The 22,913-nt window shown below is 32.2% G+C and carries 18 protein-coding genes, 3 tRNA genes and 2 pseudogenes; 5 read left to right on the top strand and 18 right to left on the bottom strand.

The genetic code is table 11. The features are described from left to right. Position 1: 1 nt before the first annotated feature. Positions 2-3,706 carry an efflux RND transporter permease subunit gene (locus PG912_RS00895; RefSeq protein WP_275688115.1) on the bottom strand — a complete coding sequence of 1,235 codons (3,705 nt, stop codon included), beginning with the start codon at positions 3,704-3,706 and terminating at the stop codon, positions 2-4. A 109-nt stretch (positions 3,707-3,815) separates the two neighbouring features. Beyond that, positions 3,816-4,229, bottom strand: a complete 414-nt coding sequence (locus tag PG912_RS00900; RefSeq protein ID WP_408648421.1) for an HYC_CC_PP family protein — start codon at positions 4,227-4,229, stop codon at positions 3,816-3,818. Positions 4,230-4,343: 114 nt separating this feature from the next. On the opposite strand from PG912_RS00900, the gene PG912_RS00905 reads away from it, so the two are divergent. Then, a complete protein-coding gene (locus PG912_RS00905; RefSeq protein ID WP_275688117.1) occupies positions 4,344-4,709 on the top strand; it encodes a hypothetical protein in 366 nt (121 codons plus the stop codon). Here PG912_RS00905 and glmS read toward each other — a convergent pair. Genes glmS through PG912_RS00920 form a run of 3 tightly spaced genes read right to left on the bottom strand, consistent with a single transcriptional unit; the run spans position 4,670 to position 8,949 of the window. Then, a complete protein-coding gene (gene glmS / locus PG912_RS00910; RefSeq protein ID WP_275688118.1) occupies positions 4,670-6,526 on the bottom strand; it encodes a glutamine--fructose-6-phosphate transaminase (isomerizing) in 1,857 nt (618 codons plus the stop codon). The two genes, PG912_RS00905 and glmS, sit on opposite strands and share 40 nt — an antisense overlap. A 9-nt stretch (positions 6,527-6,535) precedes the next feature. Next, entirely contained in the window at positions 6,536-8,119 is a 1,584-nt protein-coding gene (locus PG912_RS00915; protein WP_275688119.1) for a DUF4270 family protein, read from the bottom strand. Between the two features lie 11 nt (positions 8,120-8,130). Further along, positions 8,131-8,949, bottom strand: coding sequence for a glycogen/starch synthase (locus PG912_RS00920; RefSeq protein WP_275688120.1), 819 nt, complete (start codon positions 8,947-8,949; stop codon positions 8,131-8,133). Positions 8,950-9,045: 96 nt separating this feature from the next. On the opposite strand from PG912_RS00920, the gene panC reads away from it, so the two are divergent. From panC to radA, 4 genes and pseudogenes are all read left to right on the top strand, one after another. Then, positions 9,046-9,891, top strand: coding sequence for a pantoate--beta-alanine ligase (gene panC, locus PG912_RS00925; protein WP_275688121.1), 846 nt, complete (start codon positions 9,046-9,048; stop codon positions 9,889-9,891). Positions 9,892-9,939: 48 nt separating this feature from the next. Next, positions 9,940-10,289: pseudogene (panD, locus tag PG912_RS00930) on the top strand (aspartate 1-decarboxylase). Between the two features lie 2 nt (positions 10,290-10,291). Further along, on the top strand, positions 10,292-11,239 hold the full coding sequence (locus PG912_RS00935; RefSeq protein ID WP_275688122.1) for a lysylphosphatidylglycerol synthase transmembrane domain-containing protein: 948 nt from the start codon (positions 10,292-10,294) through the stop codon (positions 11,237-11,239). 356 nt (positions 11,240-11,595) lie between these two features. Further along, the gene (gene radA, locus PG912_RS00940; RefSeq protein WP_275688123.1) at positions 11,596-12,957 is read left to right on the top strand and encodes a DNA repair protein RadA; all 1,362 of its coding nucleotides are present in this window, start codon (positions 11,596-11,598) and stop codon (positions 12,955-12,957) included. 103 nt (positions 12,958-13,060) lie between these two features. On the opposite strand, the gene PG912_RS00945 is transcribed toward radA, so the two are convergent. The 13 genes and pseudogenes from PG912_RS00945 to PG912_RS01005 all read right to left on the bottom strand — a co-directional run bounded on the left by PG912_RS00945 (position 13,061) and on the right by PG912_RS01005 (position 22,903). Next, positions 13,061-13,804, bottom strand: a complete 744-nt coding sequence (locus PG912_RS00945; protein WP_275688124.1) for a hypothetical protein — start codon at positions 13,802-13,804, stop codon at positions 13,061-13,063. A 116-nt stretch (positions 13,805-13,920) separates the two neighbouring features. After that, positions 13,921-16,116, bottom strand: coding sequence for a transglycosylase domain-containing protein (locus tag PG912_RS00950; protein ID WP_275688125.1), 2,196 nt, complete (start codon positions 16,114-16,116; stop codon positions 13,921-13,923). A gap of 125 nt (positions 16,117-16,241) precedes the next feature. Beyond that, complete coding sequence (locus tag PG912_RS00955; RefSeq protein WP_275688126.1) at positions 16,242-16,619, bottom strand: DUF2200 domain-containing protein; 378 nt, start codon at positions 16,617-16,619, stop codon at positions 16,242-16,244. Between the two features lie 146 nt (positions 16,620-16,765). After that, positions 16,766-17,733: pseudogene (gene arsM, locus PG912_RS00960) on the bottom strand (arsenosugar biosynthesis arsenite methyltransferase ArsM). 86 nt (positions 17,734-17,819) lie between these two features. After that, the gene (locus tag PG912_RS00965) at positions 17,820-18,635 is read right to left on the bottom strand and encodes a purine-nucleoside phosphorylase (RefSeq protein WP_275688127.1); all 816 of its coding nucleotides are present in this window, start codon (positions 18,633-18,635) and stop codon (positions 17,820-17,822) included. Between the two features lie 112 nt (positions 18,636-18,747). Beyond that, complete coding sequence (locus tag PG912_RS00970) at positions 18,748-19,350, bottom strand: TIGR04282 family arsenosugar biosynthesis glycosyltransferase (protein ID WP_275688128.1); 603 nt, start codon at positions 19,348-19,350, stop codon at positions 18,748-18,750. Next, positions 19,343-19,792, bottom strand: a complete 450-nt coding sequence (locus PG912_RS00975) for a rhodanese-like domain-containing protein (RefSeq protein ID WP_275688129.1) — start codon at positions 19,790-19,792, stop codon at positions 19,343-19,345. The genes PG912_RS00970 and PG912_RS00975 overlap by 8 nt, the downstream gene beginning before the upstream one ends. Positions 19,793-20,041: 249 nt before the next feature. Next, positions 20,042-21,094: an arsenosugar biosynthesis radical SAM (seleno)protein ArsS gene (gene arsS / locus PG912_RS00980; protein WP_275688130.1), complete on the bottom strand. Its 1,053-nt coding sequence runs from the start codon at positions 21,092-21,094 to the stop codon at positions 20,042-20,044. Positions 21,095-21,184: 90 nt separating this feature from the next. After that, positions 21,185-21,520, bottom strand: a complete 336-nt coding sequence (locus PG912_RS00985) for an arsenosugar biosynthesis-associated peroxidase-like protein (protein ID WP_028888674.1) — start codon at positions 21,518-21,520, stop codon at positions 21,185-21,187. 73 nt (positions 21,521-21,593) lie between these two features. Further along, positions 21,594-22,301, bottom strand: a complete 708-nt coding sequence (locus PG912_RS00990; protein ID WP_275688131.1) for a DUF547 domain-containing protein — start codon at positions 22,299-22,301, stop codon at positions 21,594-21,596. Between the two features lie 245 nt (positions 22,302-22,546). Continuing rightward, positions 22,547-22,630 (bottom strand) — tRNA-Leu (locus PG912_RS00995). 65 nt (positions 22,631-22,695) lie between these two features. Further along, a tRNA-Leu gene (locus PG912_RS01000) sits at positions 22,696-22,779 on the bottom strand. A 52-nt stretch (positions 22,780-22,831) separates the two neighbouring features. Continuing rightward, positions 22,832-22,903, bottom strand: a tRNA-Gly gene (locus tag PG912_RS01005). Positions 22,904-22,913 lie beyond the last annotated feature (10 nt).

A 22,913-nucleotide genomic window follows, 5' to 3' on the forward strand; every position in this document is an offset into this window, starting at 1 on the left:
CTTAATTCTTTTTAAGTTGTATTTCTTGCTTCCAACTATATAAAACAGGAACAACAAATAAGGTTATTAATGCGATTAACATTCCGCCAAAACTTGGTATAGCCATAGGAATCATTATATCACTTCCTCGACCAGTTGAAGTTAATACAGGTAGTAATGCTAAAATGGTTGTAGCTGTTGTCATTAAGCAAGGGCGAATACGTTTTTCTCCTGCTTCTACAATCGACGCTCTAATACCTTTTTTGGTTGTAGGCTTATTCCTGTCGAATGTTTGTGTTAAGTAGGTCGCCATCACAACGCCATCATCGGTAGCAATTCCAAATAGTGCAATAAAACCAACCCAAACTGCAACACTTAAGTTAATGGTGTGCATCTGAAATAATTCTCGCAGATTTTCACCAAAGAAATTGATGTTTAAAAACCAATCTTGACCATACAACCAAATCATTATAAAACCTCCTGCAAATGCTACTCCAATACCTGTGAATACCATTAAAGAAGTTGCTACTGAACGAAATTGAAAGTAGAGGGTTAAAAAAATGATTAATAATGCTAATGGTACTACAACTGCTAACGTTTTTTCGGCTCTTATCTGATTTTCATACGTTCCTGTAAATTGGTAGTTAATTCCTTTAGGAACAGTTAATTCTCCTGAATCTATTTTTGATTGAATTAATGCTTGTGCATTTTCTATAACGCTTACTTCTGCATAATCACTCAATTTATCAAACAGTACGTAGCCAATTAAAAAAGTATCTTCACTTTTAATGACTTGCGCTCCTTGTTCATATTTAATTGTAACTAGTTCTCCTAAAGGAATCGAACCACCTTTTGCAACAGGCACATAAATATTCTTTAAGTCTGTTGGATTAGCTCTTAATTCTCTTGGGTAGCGAACACGAACGCCATAACGTTCTCTACCTTCAACAGTCTGTGTTATTTCCATTCCACCAACAGCCACCATTAAAATATCTTGTACGTCTTGTATAGAGATACCATAACGCCCAATTTTTTCTCTATCAATATCAATTAGTAAATAAGGTTTTCCAACAATTCTATCAGCAAAAACGGCTTCGATTTTAACACCTTCAACTTGCTTTAAAATAGCTTCTAATTGCACACCAAAGGCTTCAATTTGTTTTAAATCTTGACCTTTAACTTTTATTCCCATTGGCGCACGCATACCTGTTTGTAACATTACTAAACGTGTTTCAATAGGTTGTAGTTTTGGTGCAGATGTAACTCCAGGCAATTTTGTTACACGTACAATTTCATTCCAAATATCATCTGCTGATTTTATTTGTGGTCGCCAATTCCTGTAAAACTCTCCGTCGCTATCCTCTATAAGTTCTTTTACTGTTATCTCAGGTATTGTAACAGTCTTTTTAGAGTTATTTGGATTCTCTATAAATCTTCCACTTTTTAATTCAAACAAGCCTTCACTATTCACTTTGTAACGTTGCCGTTCTCCATTTTCATTCAACATATATTCAGGTTTATACTGAATCAAGTTTTCGTACATAGACAAAGGAGCAGGGTCTAATGAAGATTCTACACGACCAGCTTTACCAACAACGGTTTTAATTTCAGGAAGAGTTGCGACAGCCATATCTAATTGCTGTAAAACACGTTTATTTTCTTCAACACCTGAATGTGGCATTGATGTTGGCATTAGTAGAAATGAACCCTCATTAAGTGAAGGCATAAACTCTTTACCTGTATTTTTTAGAATTAAAAACCCACAAATAACAATCGCTGTTGGAATAGATAGAAAGAGTATTTTATTTGCTAAAGCCCAATTTAAAATACGTGTATAATATCTTCTAAATAATGTGAAAATACCTAAAAGCCCAAAACAAATAATAGCCACAAAAAAGAGATTCCAAAATATATTTTTATCAACTCCTAAAGGTCGCCAATATTCGGCTAAAAGGAATATAATTGCTAAAGTAGAAATAATGATATCAATATAGTTTGCTTGCTTTTCTATAACCTTATCTTGCGATTTTAAAATAGATGAAATTCCGAAAGCAATCAAAATAAATCCAAGCCAATATCCATAAATTAGTGCTGTTATTCCCAATAGAATTAAAAGACTATTGATAATTAATCTTGATACCTTTTTAATGCTTCTTTTTTGAAATAAAAAGGATGCAAAAGGAGGAATTAAAAATAAGGCAACAATAATAGAAGCTGTTAAAGCAAAGGTCTTTGTGAATGCTAAAGGTCTAAATAATTTCCCTTCTGCACCAATCATAGTAAATACAGGAACAAAACTAATTATTGTTGTTAGTACAGCAGTTATAATTGCTCCTGAAACTTCTGTTGTTGCATTATAAACAACATCATTAATAGGTAGTTTTTCTTTGTTTTCTTCTAAATGTCTAATAATGTTTTCGGAGAGAATAACGCCAACATCAACCATAGTTCCAATGGCAATTGCAATTCCTGATAGTGCCACAATATTAGCATCTACTCCAAAGAGTTTCATTGCTATAAAAACCATTAAAACAGCAACAGGAAGTAAGCTTGAAATGAGAATGGAAGCACGAAGGTTAAACATCATAATAATGATAACTAATATGGTAATTAGTATTTCTAATGTTAATGCTTCTTTGAGTGTTCCTAATGTTTCTTTAATAAGTTCTGACCTGTCATAAAAAGGCACTATAGTAAGTTGCGATGTTCGACCATCTTTCAATACTTTTGAAGGTAACCCTGCGCTTAATTCATTTATTTTAGATTTTACATTATTAATTACCTCTAAAGGATTTGCTCCATATCTTGCTACAACAACTCCACCAACAACTTCTGCACCTTCTTTGTCTAAAATTCCTCTCCTTGCTTTTGGTGCAAGTGTAACTTTTGCAATGTCTTTTATCTTAATTGCTGTAAAGTCTTCAGCAGTAACAACCGCATTTTCGATGTCAGAAATGGACTTTATATAACCCAAACCTCTTACTAAGTATTCGGCTTGATTTATCTCAATAGTTTGCGCTCCAATATCTTTGTTACTTTCCTTAACTGCTTTTACAATTTGATTTAAACCAATATTGTATTGTCGCATTAACTCTGGATTAACATCAATCTGATATTCTTGCACAAAACCACCTATTGAAGCTACTTCTGAAACACCACTTGCAGATGAAAGCGCATATTTAACGTAATAATCTTGTACACTTCGTATTTCGTGTAAATCCCAACCGCCTGTTACATTTCCTTGCTCATCCCTACCTTCAATAGTATACCAATATATTTGCCCTAATCCTGTAGCATCTGAACCTAACGATGGATTAACCTCTTCAGGTAGTAAATTACTTGGTAGCGAATTTAACTTTTCGAGTATTCGACTTCTGCTCCAATAAAAATCTACATCTTCATCAAAAATGATATAGATACTTGAAAAGCCAAACATAGATGAGCTACGAATAGTTTTAACTCCTGAAATTCCAAGTAATGATGTTGTTAGTGGGTAGGTAATTTGGTCTTCAATATCTTGTGGCGAACGACCATCCCATTTAGTAAATACGATTTGTTGATTTTCACCTATATCAGGAATAGCATCTACTGCAACAGGATTACTTGGTAAAAAGCCTGTTTCCCAATTAAAAGGTGCGTGTACAATTCCCCATCCTACAAACAGCGTAAGTAGTAGAACTGCAACGAGTTTATTTTCTATTAAAAATTTGATGCTTTTATTTAGCATTGATTTATTTTTTAAACAGTTAGACATTGGTATCTGTGAGAATACCGAATACAAGAAATCACCCTTATAACATTTCAGTTATAGGACAATACAGTCTATTGTTTAAAAATTAAATTAAATATGTTTCGTCAAGTTTGTATAATTCCCTGACGACCAAAGGAGGAGCATAATCTCTGTAAGAGTTAATATCTTCATCCGCATCTTTAAAAAGGTTGATGTAGGTATAGATAAATGAAGCTACAAATTGTTGCTGTTCAAAAGAAAGTGTTTCAAAAGATAATTTTAATTCATTCTGACTATCAATAACGGTCTGTTTATCATTACAACAATTCTTCTTAGTGATTGAACAATCTTTAGTTTGTGATTCTTGCATTTCCATTCCGCAAGTTTTTGCTTTTTGAAATATTTCAGTATCTACTAAAGTTCCTCCACAGTAATGCATATCAATAGTAAATGACATCGTAGAGAGTAGCACTACTAAAGCCATTGATATTGAGATTGTTTTATGGAGTATTTGTTTAATCATTGTTACAAAGATATGAAATTTCACAGTAATGCATATCAATAGTAAATGACATAGTAGAAAGTAACACTACTAAAGTCATTGAGATTATTTTATGAAGTACTTGCTTAACCATTGTTACTAAGATATGAAATTAATAAAGTCTTAAATAATAAATTAAAACAGATTGGTACTGAAAAAAAATGGTTTGATAATTTCTCTGAGCATATCAAAAATCAAAATGATATTACCGACGAGATGAAAAAGGAGTTTCTGAAGGTTGTTGTAGACTCTATAACCGTGAACTATGACAAGGAGAATAAATTACACCTTTTGAATATAAACTTTAAAATCCCTCTTGTTCTTGAAAATAAAAAGGGCTCCAAAAGTGGAACCCTTATATCTATTTTACCTGTAAAAAGAGGTCGTAAAAAGGCAAATCAAAGTGCCCCCATTCGTGACTACTCTACCGTAACAGATTTTGCTAAGTTTCTAGGTTGATCTACATTTTTTTCTAATAATACCGCAATATGATACGATAATAACTGAAAAGGAATTGTAGTTAATAACGGCGTAAAAGCTTCTTCAGTATCCGGAATTTCAATAACGTGATCTGCAATTTCTTTTACAGTAGTATCACCTTCAGTAACGATAGCAATAATTTTACCACTTCTTGATTTAATTTCCTGAATATTACTTACTACTTTTTCGTAATGACCCTTACTTGTCGCAATTACAAAAATTGGCATGTTTTCATCAATTAAAGCAATTGGTCCGTGCTTCATTTCAGCAGCAGGATATCCCTCTGCATGAATATATGAAATTTCTTTTAACTTTAAAGCGCCTTCTAGAGCAACAGGAAAGTTAAATCCTCTACCTAAATACAAGCAATTTTTAGCATCTTTATAAACTTTTGCAATTTCTTTAATTTGTGCATCAGCTTGTAGTAATTTCTCTATTTGAGAAGGAATTTGCTGCATCGTTTGTAAATATGTATTTACTGCAGATGTAGATAAAGTTCCTTTTGCTTTCGCTAATTTTAATGCAATTAACGAAAGTACTGTTATTTGCGTAGTAAATGCTTTTGTTGATGCAACACCAATTTCAGAGTCTGCATGTGTATATGCACCTGCATGAGTTTCTCTAGCGATAGAAGAACCCACAACGTTACAAATACCAAAAACAAATGCGCCTTTAGATTTTGCTAATTTAATAGCTGCTAAAGTATCAGCAGTTTCTCCAGATTGAGAAATTGCAATTACGACATCGTTTTCGTTAATAATCGGATTTCTATATCTGAACTCAGAAGCATATTCAACTTCAACAGGAATGCGAGCCATATCTTCAAAAAGATATTCACCTACTAATCCAGCATGCCATGAAGTACCACAAGCAATAATAATAATTCTATTTGCATTTGTGAATTTTGATATATTGTCATCAACACCAGCCATACGAATTATGCCTTCATCAGGAAGCATTCTTCCTCTGTAAGTATCTATAATAGCTTTAGGTTGTTCGTAAATTTCTTTTAACATAAAGTGATCATATCCACCTTTTTCAATCTGCTCTAAGCTTAATTGAAGTTTTTGAATGTTAGCATCAATTTCTTTGTCACCTTGAATTTTATGAACTCTAATTTCTTTATTCTTTTTGATGATGGCTAATTCACCATCTTCTAAATAAATAGCATCTTTTGTATATTCGATAAAAGGAGAGGCATCAGAAGCTACGAAAAATTCTTCGTTATCTTTTCCAATACCAATGGCAATTGGACTTCCTAAACGGGCAACAATTAGCTCATCTGGTTTTGTTTTGTCAAAAACCGCAATTGCATAAGCTCCAATAACACTCGTAAGTGCTAATTGTACAGCTTTACCCAGTTTGCAACCTTCATTTTTTTTAACTTCCTCAATTAAGTTTATTAAAACCTCAGTATCGGTATCACTTTTAAAAGAGTACCCTCTTGATATTAATTCTTTTTTTAATGTATCATAGTTCTCAATGATTCCATTATGAACAATAACTAAATCACCAGATTCAGAAAGATGAGGGTGAGAATTTACATTATTAGGTATTCCATGAGTTGCCCAACGAGTATGTCCAATTCCGATAGTTCCTTTTTTTCTTTTTTCATCGTTATTAGTGATGACTTCTAAATCTGCAACTTTTCCTTTAGTTTTAGATAAATGTATGCTTTGTCCGTCATACATCATGATTCCAGAACTATCATATCCTCTATATTCTAAACGTTTCAGTCCGTTTATCACGATTGGATAAGCATCTCTATTACCTATATAGCCAGTTATTCCACACATAGTAAAATCTTATTTTTCTTTAGAATATGATATTTTTAAAACAGCCCTTCTAGTTCCGTTTGCAGCTTCATCACCATCTTGTAATGTTACCCCTCTAGGATTCCAATTGTATGAACTAACAGATGCCGAATTTGTCGGCGTATCAGTAGTGTTATATACTTTTAAAATTAATGGATCAATGGTTGCTTCTTCACTCTGTGTTAATAAATTTGAGAGATAATCAGTAATTCTAAAAGAATATTTTTCAGGCGTAGTATCAGATGACTCTAAAGAACCACCAAAACTTGCTGCTTCAGTATAAGCATCTGAAATATGTGTAGGGGATACTCCTCCACTTCCATTATCTTTATTCTGATAAAGAAATAACTTTTGGGGTATTGTATTATTATCGGTGTTAATTGTTTGATTAACATAAAAAGACAAAGTAGCATCATTAACCAACCAATCATTATCTCTTAATTCTTGAAGCTTTGTATTATCTAAAATTGTTACTTTAGCCATAGTTCCCGCAGTTCCTTGAATAGTAAAGTTATTAGCAGGAGCCGCAACAGTAGGCGCTGTCATTTTATACATACTATTTCTTATACCCGATAAAGGAAAAGAATAAGTTCTAGGTAAAGTGTCTTTTAAGGCTAAAACAGCTTGTCCAGCTTCTTTTTCGAAAGTAGTAATGGTATAGTGAAAATCAAGGCTAGCAGAAGTATTAACTCCTAATAAACTAAGAGGAACCATAGCTCCGTTACTACCTTCAGCTTTAACAATTAAACCTCTAAAATGAGCATTGAAAGATTCTAAATCAGAAAACTCTCCTCCCTCAAATTTATCCCAAAAAAGACTCTCCATTTCTGTTTTTTCTAAAGGGATAGTTAAAAAAGGGGCTTTATTTGCCAATTTAACTGTATCTTGATAAGTATTCCCGTTGCTAATATTTCTAGTTAATATTAACATGGTATCTATCGCACTAGGCTTAAATGTGAATCCAGCATTTTCGCTTAATAAACCATCTTCAATATAAGAATGATTAGATTGAAAGCTATTTGAATTTGCAGGATTATTAGGATCTAATGTGTTTAGATAAGTTCCGTTTTTAAAAACCTTTAATGAAGTAGCAATATTTGGATCTCCTAAAACAGAGTCTAATCTAAATTTAGGTTTTCCATCACTTTCTTTTCCAATACTCGTTGCTGTATATGGCAACTTAAGTACTACTTTGTCAAGTACAAAAATAGAATCTAAATCTCCATCTTCAGTAGCTGGTTTTACATCTTGAATTTTTAAATCAGTAGGTAAAGACAATTGACTAACAAAAGATGCTTCAATCGTTTTGTAATTGTCACCTTTAGATACACCTAGCCAATATTCTCCGAGTGTTCCGATACTAATATTATCTGCTCTAACTGAATTATATAAAGGGTTTGCATTCAAGTCGGATATGTCAATTTGTTCAATTTCTACATCAATTAATACTTCACCTGTTTCAAATTTTGTGTTATTTACAACTCCGTTTCCTACGTTGTTAAAATCTTTTTCACATGATATTATAGCTGCAAAACATAGCATACTAATACCTAAAACACCAATTTTTCTAATCATTTATATTGTTATTATTCGCTTAATTCTAAAACGTTTTCTTTATAAAATTGTAAATATGCCTCAGTTAGTACTTCTTCTGATTGAAATTCTAAAATTTTAGTACTTTTTTCATCAATAAAAGCATTAATTTCATCAGGCAATACTTCACTACCTTTTACAATAGCATCTGAGTTTTCAATAGCACTCTTTAAGATGTTAATTTGATTTGGTGTAGCTACAGTTGCTATTTTTGACTCATCAATTTTGTCAAAACGCACTTTTTTTGCTAATTCCCCATTCAATTCCCCTTCAAAATTATTATTATAAATCGAAGTTACAATCTTACTTTCGGTAAACAATGGTTCCTCCTTATAAAATTCTCTTAAATATAAAGGAAGTAAAGAAGCCATCCATCCATGAACGTGGATAATATCTGGTGCCCAGTTTAGTTTTTTAACAGTTTCTACAACGCCTTTCGCAAAGAAAATCATGCGTTCGTCGTTGTCGCTAAACATTTTGTCATCTTCATCAGAATAAACCGCTTTACGCTTAAAATACTCTTCGTTGTCAATGAAATACACTTGCATCCTTTCTTTAGGAATTGAAGCTACTTTAATAATTAAAGGCATATCCATGTCGTTAATTATTAAGTTCATACCAGATAAACGAATAACTTCATGTAATTGATGTCTTCGTTCGTTGATTACCCCATAACGAGGCATGAAAATACGGGTTTGAACTCCTTTAGAATGTGCGTTTTTAGCAACATTAAATGCAGTAGATGATAATTCTGTTTCTGGTAAATAAGGTGTTACCTCCGATGAAACATATAATATTCTCTTATCCTTCATTAAGTCTGTCTATTTTATTGAAGACGCAAAAATAAGAAAATTTATGCTAAAATGGTGTTAAATTGCTAATTTTGCATGTATTCCAACTATTATAGAATGAAAGTTTATAAATCTAAATCAGAATTAAAAGAATTCTTATCAGATATAAAAAATGCTAATAAGTCAATTGGATTCATTCCTACAATGGGGGCCTTGCATCAAGGTCATTTGTCGCTTGTTAAAGAGTCAAAGAAAAAAAATGATATTACAGTAGTAAGCATTTTTGTAAACCCAACGCAATTCGATAAGAAAGAAGACCTAGTAAAGTACCCTAAAACACTTGATAACGATGTTCAGCTTTTAGAAAGCGTTGTTTGCGATGTTTTATTTTTTCCTTCTGTAAAAGAAATATATAGTGAAAACATTGTGTCAGAACGTTTTAATTTTGATGGATTAGAACATCAAATGGAAGGTGAATTTAGAGATGGTCATTTCGACGGAGTGGGAACTATCGTAAAAACATTGTTCGAAATTGTGGAACCTGATGTTGCTTACTTCGGGAAAAAAGATTTTCAACAGTTACAAATCATCAAAAAGATGGTTGAAAAACATGCACTTTCGGTAAAGATAAAAGGATGTGATATTTACCGTGAAAAAGATGGTTTAGCAATGAGCTCACGCAATGCGAGATTAACAAAAGAACATCGAGAATTGGTTCCTTTTATTTATAAAACATTAAAAAAAGCAAAGAAAAAATTTATCACTAAAAACGGAAGTGAAGTTAGTGAGTGGGTAAAAAAACAGTTTAAAAAACAACCGTTGTTAGAACTTGAATATTTTACGATTGCCAATGAAAAAACTTTAAAAACCATCGATAAAAAAGAGTCTGAACATAAATATCGGGCATTTATTGCAGTTTTTGCAGGAGAAATTAGATTGATAGATAATATCCGTTTAAAATAAAATCATTCAAAAACAACCCATTAATCATTAAAAAACTATTTTTGCACTATGTTAGTACAAGTAGTAAAATCTAAAATCCACCGCGTAAAAGTTACGGGTGCCGATTTAAATTATATAGGAAGCATTACCATTGATGAAGATTTAATGGATGCCGCAGGAATTATTGAAGGAGAACGTGTTCAGATTGTGAATAACAATAATGGCGAACGTTTAGAAACATATGCAATTCCTGGCCAAGAAATAGTGGGGAAATAACCTTAAATGGTGCCGCTGCCAGAAAAGTAGCAAAAGGAGATGTGTTAATACTTATCGTATACGCTTTTATGGAATTAGAAGAAGCTAAAAACTTTAAACCTTCTTTAGTTTTTCCTAACGAAGAAGATAATACCCTTACATAATTTTGAATATTAAAAAAACATTAAAAATTATATTACCTCTCGTTTTGGGAGGTTTTTTGGTTTGGTACTCTTTGTCAAAAGTGTCTATAGCAACTTTACTAGATTATTTTAAAGAGGCAAATTATTGGTGGATAGCTTTAGGATTATTCTTCGGAATTTTAAGTCACTTGTCTAGAGCATATCGTTGGAAGTTTTTACTGGAGCCAATGGGTTATAAGCCAGATTTTGGTAATAGCACCATGGCGGTTTTAGTAGCGTATTTAGTTAATTATGCAGTGCCAAGAGCAGGAGAGGTTTCTCGTGCTGCAGTTATGACTAATTACGAGAATATTCCGTTTGAAAAAGGCTTCGGAACTATTGTAGCCGAAAGAATGGCAGATTTAATTATGATGTTAAGCATCATTGCCATTACGTTATTTGTACAGTTCGATTTTATATATGAATTATTAACAAAGAATTTTAATCCACTAAAAATAGTAGCAATATTAGCAGCTCTTATTGTAGCCGGATTTATCTTTTTGAGATATGTAAAAAAAGCGACATCAGGAATTGGTCTAAAAATAAAAAACTTTATCTCAGGTTTAGTTGAAGGTGTCATGAGCATATTTAAAATGAAAAATAAATGGGCGTTTATTTTTCATACCGTATTTATTTGGGCAATGTATGTGTTAATGTTCTGGGCAACAATACCCGCAATTAATGGTTTAAATGTTCCTTTAGGAGGTGTTTTAATTGGTTTTATTGCAGGCGGATTTAGTATTGCAGCAACCAACGGAGGTATCGGTTTATATCCGGTAGCTGTTGCAGGTGCCTTAGCTTTATTTGGTATTGCAGAAGAACCAGCAACCGCTTTTGGTTGGATTATGTGGACAGCCCAAACGGCGATGATTATTGTCTTTGGCGGATTAGCATTTTTATTCTTACCTATCTATAATAAAAATAAAAAGTAATAGGGCGTTCCCTTGCAGGTCGCGCTTTCGCTACTCGCTTTTTTTGAAAAAACAAAAAAGAGCTCAAACATGCCGCTCAATCGCTAACGCAGTTTCTTTATAAACTTTAGTTATAAGCTATTTTTGTTCGGCTGTGTTTAAGAAGCTGTTTTCGTAATTATAAAAATCATACTACCGTGTCATGCTGAATTTATTTCAGCATCGCATAACTCTGGTAAATTAAAAACTGAAATGAATTCAATTTTAGGAATTCACTTTTTTTTAGAATAAAATTTATACAGACGTTAAAAATAATCAATAGCATTAAATATTACTTTGTAACTTTGATACTTTATAAACGTTACAACTAAACTTAAATGGCTAAAACCAAAACTACTTTTTTCTGTCAAAACTGCGGAGCGCAACATGCGCAATGGGCAGGACAATGCAATACTTGTAAAGAATGGAATACCATTGTTGAAGAGGTAATTCAGAAAGAAGAAAAAAGAAGTTGGAAAAGCCCTGAGAGTACCAAAAAAAGAGTTGCTACACCTTTAAGAGTACAAGATATTCAGTTAAATCAAGAAGAACGTGTTGAAACAAAAAATAACGAATTAGACACTGTTTTAGGTGGCGGAATTGTAAAAGGTGCTGTTGTTTTATTAGGTGGTGAACCCGGAATTGGTAAATCGACCTTGTTGTTACAAATCGCTTTAAAAATCCCGCAAAAAGTATTGTATGTTTCGGGTGAAGAAAGTCAGTCGCAAATTAAAATGCGTGCCGAGCGTTTAGAAGCTACAAATTCTAATTGCTTAATACTTACCGAAACAAATACACAGCAAATTTTTAAAAATATAGAAGAAGTTAAGCCAGATGTTTTGGTAATTGACTCTATCCAAACCTTACATACTAATTCTATTGAAGCTTCACCGGGAAGTATTTCTCAAATCCGTGAAACATCCGCAGAACTGATAAAATTCGCCAAAGAAACTTCAACTCCGGTATTATTAATTGGTCACATTAATAAAGAAGGACACATTGCAGGACCTAAAATTTTAGAACACATGGTAGATGTAGTTTTACAATTTGAAGGCGACAGAAATCATACCTATAGAATATTACGTTCTCAGAAAAACCGATTTGGTTCTACTGCCGAACTCGGAATTTACGAAATGCTATCTACCGGATTACGAGAAGTATCTAATCCGTCTGAAATATTAATTTCAAAAAAAGATGCCGATTTAAGCGGAACCGCAATTGCATCAACTTTAGAGGGTATTCGTCCTTTAATGATCGAAATTCAGGCGTTGGTTTCTACCGCAGTTTACGGTACACCACAACGTTCTACAACTGGCTATAACTTAAAAAGATTGCACATGATTTTAGCTGTTCTAGAAAAAAGAGCAGGTTTTAAGTTAGGTGCAAAAGATGTGTTTTTAAATGTTACGGGCGGAATTCATGTAGACGATCCAGCGATAGATTTAGCCGTTGTTGCAGCCATTTTATCATCGAATCAAGATTTAGCGATTAATCCGAATGTTTGTTTTGCTGCCGAAGTTGGTTTGGCAGGAGAAATACGACCGGTTTCTAAAATTGATCAGCGTATTTTAGAAGCTGAAAAACTAGGATATAAAACATTAGTAGCATCGAAATACAATAAAATATCTTCTAAAAACCACGGTATAAAACTCGTTTTAGTTGGTAAAATAGAAGAGGCTTTTGCTACGTTGTTTGCTTAGGTTTATTTGTAAAGTGTTTGATTTAAATTTTTTTAGATGGAAGTATTGAAAGGGAATAAACGAGCGATTACTTTTAATAAATAGTTTTTAATTTGCTAAAGTATTAATCTCTCTTAAATATATCCAACACATAGTTTATATATGATAACATTGATATCATCTTTAAAGAATTAATTAATGTTCCATAGTCAACATCTTTACCGTGAATTATTTCGTGCCTATTCAACCTAATGGGATACTTATGTAGTTCCTTTTCCCATCCATTTATGACACCTTTTTTCTTAATTGGTGAGATCAAAAAGTCTAAGTATTCTTTATTTAAATTGTCTAGATTTAAATTTATTTCAGGTAAATTCTTTTTGTTTTTGAAAAATTTTGAATCATATTCATCATCACATATTCCATCAATTAATGTTATTGTCAAACAAATAGATGAATGGTATAAACCTCTTCTATGTGCATAAAAAGCTTCAGATATAATTGACTTCCTATTAGGGTATTTTAATATTAATTTTTGTTCTATTTTATCAATCTTACAACTATAATGTTTTGAGAAATAACTGTCTAGTTTCTCAGGGAAATTCCCGTATATATATTTTAAAGACAAATTAACATCAATACTTGATTCATAAGAGAAATCATCAGCATACCATCCATATGCAGCTATTTTATTAATTATTAATCCAACTTTTTTAGTATTAAGATGGCCAAGTTTATTAACAATAAGCTCTGTTTTTTCTCTATTGTAATAGTTAGTTCTTTTCTTAGATTCTTGTTCAATGAGCAATTCAGAAAAAGACTTAAGTAAAGAATTATAATTATCACTAAATTTATCTTTATCCATCATTCATTAAATATTTTGCAAACTTAATTATATAAAGATTCTTGATTTTTTTATCAGCTTTAGCTAAGTTATCAGAAAACAAGTTAAAAATAAAATTAAGTATTTCAAAGCTGTAAAGACTAGTCTTCCTTCTTTTTCTTTTTGCCAAAAAGTCTATTAAAAAAACCTTTAATTCCTTTTTGTCTGTAAGCAGGGCATTTTATTGATTCGTAAACATCTTCCGGAATATCAAAATTGGTTAGGTATTTTTTACTTAGTTCGGCGTCTTTCTCTATTTCTTTAATAATATTGGCAACAATAGGTAAGGCCAGTGACGAACCTGAACCTTTTCCGCTTTTGAAATGTATCGTATTTGTTGAGGTTCCTACCCAAGTACCAAAAACAATATTGGGGGTGTAGGCAAGAAACCAAGCATCGGTATAATTTTGCGCAGTACCTGTTTTAGCAGCAAGTTGACTTTTAATTTTATAAGTGTTTCTAATTTTAGCTCCCGTGCCTTGGTCAACAGCTTTTTGTAAAATGGCTGTTAGTGTCTCAGTAGTTTCTTTTTTAAAGACTTCTTCGGTTTTTTGCTCTTTACTTTCATAAATAATAGCACCTTCTTTATCGGTAATTTTAGTAATCATGTAAAAGTCGTTCATGGCACCATTATTAGCAAAGCTACCGTAGGCTTTTGCTATTTCAGACAATGATAAATCTAAGGTTCCTAAAGCAATAGACGGAGCGTTATTAGTAACCTTCGGAAATTGTAGTTTTTCACACGAATTGATTAGCAATTCTTTTTCGAGTTTAAAATAAAGAGCGATAGTTGGTAAATTCATAGAATGGATTAGAGAATTCCATAACGCAACTTTACTCTTGGGTGTTGAGCTATAATCGGCATTTTGAGGTTTCCAATTATTAAATTCGGGATATGTTTTTTCTTCGTTGTCAAAATAGTCGCAAGGCGAAATGCCATTTTCTATGGCTGTAGCATATAAAATTGGTTTAAAAGCAGAAGCTATTTGACGATGCGATAAAACCATATCAAAAGGAAGTATTTTAAAATTGTTTCCACCTACCCAACTGATAACTGCTCCGTTTTTAGGATTTGTAACCAATACAGCCGCATTAAGCATTTTTGCATAATGCCATAAACTATCAATTTTAGTACCTTTTATTGTTTTAGTACTGTCCCAATCAAACAACTTAAAGGTTTTGTTTTGTTTGTCTTTTTTAGAAGAAAAACGATTCTTTTTTAACCAGTTATTTTTTAAAATATTCGATTGCAGTTCTTTATCTAATTCCTTTTGTTTTGCTATTAGTTGTTCTTTTGCCGCTTTTTCGGCAATTTTTTGAATACTGTAATTTAACGTGGTATATATTTTTAAACCGTCGGCTTCTAAATTGTGTTTTATATTTCTTGTTTCATTAATGCTATCTATTATTTTAACAGCTTTTTTCTTTACTTGATAAGAAAAATACCCAGCAGTTGTTTTTAAATCAAGGTTTTTATAGCTTAGTGTAAGTGGTAATTTTTGTAAACTATCCGTAGTTTTGGTATTTAAATACTGTTCGTTTTTCATAAGCTGTAGCACAATATTTCTTCTGCTTAAAGCATTTTTAGGATGCAACCTTGGGTTGTAATAAGTGTTTGCTTTTAACATACCAACTAACACCGCAGATTCTTCGGCATTTAATTCATTTGCCTTTTTATTAAAAAATCGATTAGCGGCAGATTCTATTCCGAAAATATTTTCACCAAAAGGAACCGAATTAAAATACAATTGAAGTATCTCGTTTTTAGAATATAAATTTTCCATTCTGCTAGCAATAATAAGTTCTTTAATCTTATTTATGGGCATGCTTAAAAATCCGTGATACTTTCGTCCGTATAAGTTTTTAATTAATTGTTGTGTAATGGTGCTTCCACCACCACCAGAAGCATCTTGCATTAAAATACTTTTAAATAGCACTCTTGCATAGCTCTGACCATCGTAACCATTATGAGTATAAAAACGTTTGTCTTCCGTAGCAATTAAAGCTTCTTTTAAATGATTTGGTATTTGTGATATGTTGATGTTGGTTCGATTTTCTGTAAAAATTTTACCGATAATTACATCATCCGAAGAATATATTAAAGAGGCTTCTTCATTTATTATTGATGATAATTTTTCGTTGTTAGGTAAAGCGCCAAACACTTCAAAATACACCAAAGAGAATAGTAGTATTATTGATAGAAATATTATACTAACCAAACCCGTTACATATTTTAATAAACGGATTAAAGTTTTCTTTTCAGTAAGCTGATGGTGTGTTTTTTTAAGTGTTTTCATTGTGCTTTAAAACGGAATCTGTATGGTAAAATTGTAGCGTTTTTACTACGCTGTTATAGTTTTTTAAAAGTGTTTCTGTAGGCAAGTCACTAAAGTCAATGATTTATACTTTATTAGTGTCAATTTTACTTTTTTTCTACTCGTAAAATTTTCTCCATTTTACGACCTTTTGCTAATTCATCAATAAGTTTTTCCATGCGCCTGCACTGTTTATATAAATCAAACTCACTCTCTATTTCTTCAATTCGATAACCGCAAACTACTCCTTTAATCATATAAGCATTGGGATGGATTTTTGCGTTCTTAAAAAACGTTCTAAATGTTACCTTCTCTTCGATGAGTGATTGCAATTTAGTTTCGTTAAAGCCAGTAAACCATTCTATTACTTGATGAAACTCTTCTTTTGTTCTACCATTTTTTTCTAATCTATTCCAGTAAAGGGGATAAATAGATGCAAATATCATATTAGCAACTTTTTCATTTTTTTCAGTTGTAACTTTCATTTTTTGTGATTTTGGGTTGGTGCTAATTATATTGATTTTTAATTCTTAATGTTAAGAATTAAGCGAAGTTATCAGAAAAGTAACTTAAAAACAAACAAAAAACCCTCACAATATGTAAGGGTTTCATTCTTTATTATAGTATGTGATTAACAACATCCACCACCATCATAATGAAAGGTAGATTCTGAGAAGAAAATATCATCTCTGCCTAAAGCTTTTAAAGCTGCTGCTGTTTTATCGCAAATAGCTAATGGCTGATTTTTCAACAAGGTATGTCCTAATCCGTCATCAAAATAATCTTCGTCACCGTAGTAGATGGCTGCTTTTCCTGTAAAAACGCAAGGCCATCAGCTGGCATTGGGTCTTTAATTGCGGCAACTTCAATAGATTCTATATAAATTAATTCATCTGTTGGGTAATTCTTGGGATCTAAAATTCGGTAAGGTTTACGTGCTCTAATTTCAATGGTTCCAAAACCAGCATCGGTTAAGGCTTTTACATAATTAGCAATGGTTAAACTTCCACTTAAACACAAAGCTCGTAAACGTTCATCATTACGTAATTCGTCGTTCATTTCTTGCTCGCAAGTAGGGTCGCTCATCACCAATTTTCCGTTTGGTTTTAAAACACGATACATTTCTGCAATTGCTTTTTGTAAATCGTCTTCTTTAAAAATATTGAATAAACAATTCTGCGCGGCAACATCAATCGAGTTGTCTTCCACAGGTAAATTCATGGCATCACCTTTACGTAAATCAACAAAATCACTTTTAAACCAGTCATTTTGTTCTTCAGCAATTTTAAAATTTTTGCGAGATGCTTCTAGCATTTCATCAACTACATCTAAACCAATTACGCCGCCTTTATTTCTGTTAAAATAGGCAAATTGTAATAGTTCCATCCCGCCACCAACACCAACGTATAACATTTTAGGGTTGTTAGTTAAATCGCGCGCATGAACAGTAGAACCACATCCGTAATTCATTTCTTGCATAATTTTAGGAATCTTTAATCCTGGTAATTCCCAAATTGGGTTTGTAGTACAGCATAAGCCAACATCTGGTGTTAATGCTGCTTCTTTATAAACGTTATGTGTGGTTTCTAGGTAACTCATTTTTTTCTTTAGATGAAAGAATCAAGAGGCAAGAAACAGGATGTTTTTAATATTAATCTTGGTTCTTGTATGTAAAAATCTTGGCTCTATAATTTTAAAATTAATTCTTTAAATAATGTAATCATTTTCGGTTCTGCTTTTCCGGCAACTTCAATAATTTCTTCAATATTAACAGGTTGCAAATTTTTTGGATCACATTCATCTGTTAATACTGAAACGGCTGCACAGGGCAAGTTTAGTTGTTTGGCAACAATAACTTCTGGTACAGTACTCATACCAACAGCGTCAGCTTCTAGAATTTGTAACATTCTATATTCTGCTCTTGTTTCTAATTGTGCACCAACTACACTTGCATACATGCCTTCGTGCAATTGTATGTCGTTGTCTTTTGCAATTCCTTTCAGCTGACTGTTGATTTTTTTAGAATACGGTGCTAACATATCAGCAAAAATATTTCCGAACTCGTTTGCTCCTTTAAAAGCTAATGGCGATCCGCCTTGTAAATTTAAATGATCTTCCAATAGCATTAAATCGCCTTTTTTATAAGAAAGATTGATAGCTCCGGCAGCGTTAGAAATTAATAAAGTTGAAATTCCTAAACCGTGCATGGTTCTAATTCCGTAAGTAACTTCCCAAAGGCTATACCCTTCATAAACATGAAAACGACCAGACATTACAATAACCTTTTTACCTGATAATGTTCCGTAAATTAATTTTCCTGAATGAAATTCAACCGTTGCTTGTGGAAAATGTGGAATATCTGAATATTGAATTTCTTTTTCGATAGAAATTTCATCAACTAGTTTACCCAAACCGGTACCAAGTACAATTCCGATTTCAGGATTCGTAATTCCGTTTGATTTTAAAAAATCTATTGTTTCTTGTAATTGTTGTTTCTTCATCTTTATTGTCTGGTCGAGCGCAGTCGAGACCTAATATATTATCTCTCTAAAGCTGCGCTTCTATTTTTAAATTAAAAAATATTTTAATTCTCAATAATGCTTGAGATGACGTTTATTTTAAAAATTGTTGAAAAGCTTCATGATTTTCAATGTCTTCAATAACATCTACATCATTTAACTCATCTAACAAATGTACAGTTACTTTTTGTAAATCGTTAAGGGTATCTTTTCTAACAGTTGAAGTTCCCCATTCTTTATTTTGAAAAATGTTTGGTTGTAATTTTTTCATCCCAAGTAAGTAATACCCACCATCTTCTGCAGGCTCAATCACAACATCGTTAGTGTTTAATTTAGCGAATGCTTCATTAATGTGATTTGGTGTTAAATCGTATAAATCGCTACCAACTATCATTACTTTTTCATAACCAGCATCAAAAGAATCATTGAACGCGTTTTGCATTCTAAAACCTAAATTTTCTCCTTTTTGTTGATGTTTTTGATAAATATTAGTATCCCAAATATCATTATCACGAACTTTTACCGAATAATAAACTGCTTTATCGCAAGTAAGATTTTGTGTAACTTCTTTAGTTTTGTCGAGTAGAAATTTATAAATCGTTAAGGCAGTTTTATCGCCAACAGACCTTGCTAATCGCGTTTTTGCTTTTCCTAACTCAGGATTTCTTGTAAATATTAAAAGTAAATTTTTATTCATAAACTTTAATGCCTTTTTTTAGCCAAACACTCCAATCTTTATTAAAAGCATGTACTTTTTCTGTTACTTTTTCTTCGGATGTATATACCTTGTTGTTGCTGTTTTTCCACTCAAAAATTCCGCCAAACAAATTATAAACATTTTTAAAACCTGCTTTTTGAAGTTTTTCAGCAATGTCTTCAGATCGGATTCCGAGTGAACAGTACACAACAATTGTTGCATTTTTATCCTTTAATTTAGCAGTGGTTTTACTCAAATTAAAATTATCATAACCAACGTGAATGGCATTTTTAAGATGACTTACGTTGTATTCTTTTAATTCTCTAGCGTCTAATAAAATAGTTTTATTGTCGCCTTGAGCGGGGTCGAAAGTTTTTTTTATTTTTTCGTTTAAATCATCAACAAAAACATACGAAACACTTTCTGTATTGTGTTTCTTCAATAATTTTTTCAAACTTTTTTGAGAGAAAGAATTTATTGAAATCAGTAAGAAAAAAATATAAATTTATTCATCTCGTTAAAAATAATTAGTAGCTATTTCCCGCTTTCAGCACTCGCTCTCTGCGAGGAGCTCAAACAAATGCTTCAATCGGGGCTAAACTTATTTACTAAGGTTTAAGAACTATAACAAAAATAGTCTATCATTTTAAATAGCTTAACATCTCGATTGTGCTCGATATGACAACCTCTGTTATGCAACAACACCTTGGCAACTACTTCCTGCGCCAGCAGTACAACCGTAACAATGTTGATTGATAATTATATCTCTGTTTTGTAACAATTCTTCGTTATAGTCGGAAATGTGTTTTACTTTAGAGTTTACTTTTAAGTTTAACATTTGGTTGAAATCGCAATCATATAAAAATCCATCCCAACTTACCGATAAAGTGTTGGTACACATTACGTTTTCTACTGCTGTAGGATTGTAAGCTTCTACTAAAGCATACATATAATCTTCATAATTTTCAGAAGCAATTAAATAATCTAAAAATCGACTGATTGGTAAATTTGTAATTGCAAATAAATTGTGAAAATTGATGTTAAAATCATCTTTCAACGCCTTTTTAAAGTCGTTTTCTAATGCCATTTGATCTCCAGGTAAAAATGCTCCTGAAGGATTGTAAACCAAATCGAGTTTTAAATCAGAACCTTCCATTCCGTAGCCAACTTCATTCAGCATTTGTAGCGCTTTAATAGATTTATCAAAAACACCATTACCACGTTGTTTATCAGTTTTTCCACGTGTCCAGTGCGGCATCGAAGAAACTACATGTACATTGTGTTTTTTAAAAAAGGCTGGTAAATCGTGGTATTTTTTGTTTGCTAAAATGATTGTTAAATTAGAACGAACAATAAAATCTGTAATTCCTGCTTTTGACGCTTCTTCTACAAACCATCTAAAATTCGGATTCATTTCTGGTGCGCCACCTGTTAAATCTAAAGTGTGCGCTCCTGTTTTTTTTATCACCTCTAAACATTGCTGCATGGTTTCGGTCGTCATAATTTCTTTACGATCCGGATCTGCATCAACATGGCAATGCGCACAAACTTGATTACACATATAACCTAAGTTAATCTGTAAAATTTCTAGTTTTTTAGGGCGTAGTGGAAACTGATTAGTTTCCTTTATTTTTTTAGCAAAGGTTGGCAACTCTCCGTCAGCAAAAATTCCGTTTGATAAAATTTCCAATTGACGTTGCGTATTTGCTAAATCGTTATTTCTTGCTAAAAGCGATTTTTTCATCTTAATATTTTAGAATTCTTTCAGGTCGAGTGCAGTCGAAACCTAAATATTACCTTTCAACTGTGCTCGAGGAGTCATTTTTGAAAATAATTACATTTCAAGTTTATTCACTTTGTTCATCATTTGAACTCCATGAACTAAAGTTGCACCGCTTTTTATGGCAGCACCAACATGAAGCGCTTCCATCATTTCTTCTTTGGTGATTCCACGTTCTAAGCCATCTTTTGTATACGCATCTATGCAATATGGACATTGTTCTGTATGTGCAACAGCTAAGGCGATTAAGCTTTTTTCACGAGCAGTTAAAGCGCCTTCTTCAAATACTTTTCCGTAATAATCAAAGAATTTGTTTCCAAGTTCCTCGTTCCATTCTGTTATTTTTCCGAACTTACGTAAATCGGCAGGATCGTAATATGTTTTTGACATGTGTTTCTTTAGGTTGAGGAGTAAAAATACAAATTGTTTTCAGAATTTCTGTAGCTAAAAGTAGTAATACGAGCTATTTTCCGTTTAAACTCCAATCGTATTTTAAAAAGCTGGTTTTTGCCTTTGTAGCTACTTTGATATTAGAATATTTGTTAATAAAATCTATTAGTGAACCTTTTTTGGTAAAATCACCTTTAAACCATTCGAAAATTTTTGAGAGCTGTATTTTATTAGCAGTTATCTTATTTCTGTTAGCGTCATTAATGAACTTTTTCATTAATTCGTCCGTTTTACTTTCGTAATTAACTTCTGTAAAAGCGAAATTTCCTAATTGCGGGCAAGAACCAGAAGCACAATTTACGGCTACATGAATTTTAGGGTCGTTAAATTTTTTACGTAAAATTTGATGCTCAATATAATTTAAAGTATATGTCTTGCCTCCAACTTTTGCAAACGGAATATTCCAAGCATCTTTTCCTTTCTGTTTAATATTTAAAATACTTTTTAAAGGGTAGTTGTCTAAGATTATTTTTATAGTGTAAGCATTATAGGCATTTACCCAAAAGGCTTTGGTTTTTGCTGCCGACCAATTTCTTTGAGGTGTCGTTTTGTTTAAATAGCTTAAATAAGAATCAAGTTTAGCTTCTTCTTTTTGTAGGTTTTTATAATCTACAAATCCAGTACTGTTAACATGCTTTTTTAATAAAGTATTAAAAACACTTGTTTGTCCGAAGGAGTTTATAAAAAAAGTTAAGCTTATTACTAAAAGTAGTTTGCGCATGGTTTGTTATTTTAATCTGATGCTTTAGACGTTTCTTTTATTAATAGATTACAAAGAATATTCCATTTTTTAAAAAACGAGAGTTAATGATATGATTTAGTAAAAAAGGATTGTTGTTTATTCTTTTAGATAATTTATTAGTTGATAAAAATAAACAAAGAAAAACTGTATAAAAAAAGAGGTTGTAAACTGCTATGGAAGTGTTAAAAATAAAAAAACCTTAACAAATAAATGTTAAGGTTTAGTACTGAAGGCGGGACTTGAACCCGCACGACCCAAGGGTCATTGGATTTTAAGTCCAACGTGTCTACCAATTCCACCACTTCAGCTGGTATATGTATATGTTTTTGACTGCTTTCTTAAAATAAACCTCGCTAATTAAAGCGAGGCTTAGTACTGAAGGCGGGACTTGAACCCGCACGACCCAAGGGTCATTGGATTTTAAGTCCAACGTGTCTACCAATTCCACCACTTCAGCGTGATTTGATTGTACTACAATCAAATTTGGTATATTTTTAAGAAAGTCTCAGAGCGAAAGACGGGATTTGAACCCGCGACCCCCACCTTGGCAAGGTGATGCTCTACCCCTGAGCTACTTTCGCGTAGTCAAAA

The sequence above is a fragment of the Tenacibaculum retecalamus genome (assembly GCF_027941755.1).
Taxonomy (GTDB): domain Bacteria; phylum Bacteroidota; class Bacteroidia; order Flavobacteriales; family Flavobacteriaceae; genus Polaribacter; species Polaribacter haliotis_B.

Excerpts from the sequence above, each read along its gene's own strand:
- PG912_RS00895 (WP_275688115.1), bottom strand. The coding sequence starts at position 3,706 with ATGCTAAATAAAAGCATCAAATTTTTAATAGAAAATAAACTCGTTGCA.
- glmS (WP_275688118.1), bottom strand. The coding sequence starts at position 6,526 with ATGTGTGGAATAACTGGCTATATAGGTAATAGAGATGCTTATCCAATC.
- PG912_RS00915 (WP_275688119.1), bottom strand. The coding sequence starts at position 8,119 with ATGATTAGAAAAATTGGTGTTTTAGGTATTAGTATGCTATGTTTTGCA.
- PG912_RS00920 (WP_275688120.1), bottom strand. The coding sequence starts at position 8,949 with ATGAAGGATAAGAGAATATTATATGTTTCATCGGAGGTAACACCTTAT.
- panC (WP_275688121.1), top strand. The coding sequence starts at position 9,046 with ATGAAAGTTTATAAATCTAAATCAGAATTAAAAGAATTCTTATCAGAT.
- radA (WP_275688123.1), top strand. The coding sequence starts at position 11,596 with ATGGCTAAAACCAAAACTACTTTTTTCTGTCAAAACTGCGGAGCGCAA.
- PG912_RS00945 (WP_275688124.1), bottom strand. The coding sequence starts at position 13,804 with ATGATGGATAAAGATAAATTTAGTGATAATTATAATTCTTTACTTAAG.
- PG912_RS00950 (WP_275688125.1), bottom strand. The coding sequence starts at position 16,116 with ATGAAAACACTTAAAAAAACACACCATCAGCTTACTGAAAAGAAAACT.
- PG912_RS00955 (WP_275688126.1), bottom strand. The coding sequence starts at position 16,619 with ATGAAAGTTACAACTGAAAAAAATGAAAAAGTTGCTAATATGATATTT.
- PG912_RS00965 (WP_275688127.1), bottom strand. The coding sequence starts at position 18,635 with ATGAAGAAACAACAATTACAAGAAACAATAGATTTTTTAAAATCAAAC.
- PG912_RS00970 (WP_275688128.1), bottom strand. The coding sequence starts at position 19,350 with ATGAATAAAAATTTACTTTTAATATTTACAAGAAATCCTGAGTTAGGA.
- arsS (WP_275688130.1), bottom strand. The coding sequence starts at position 21,094 with ATGAAAAAATCGCTTTTAGCAAGAAATAACGATTTAGCAAATACGCAA.
- PG912_RS00985 (WP_028888674.1), bottom strand. The coding sequence starts at position 21,520 with ATGTCAAAAACATATTACGATCCTGCCGATTTACGTAAGTTCGGAAAA.
- PG912_RS00990 (WP_275688131.1), bottom strand. The coding sequence starts at position 22,301 with ATGCGCAAACTACTTTTAGTAATAAGCTTAACTTTTTTTATAAACTCC.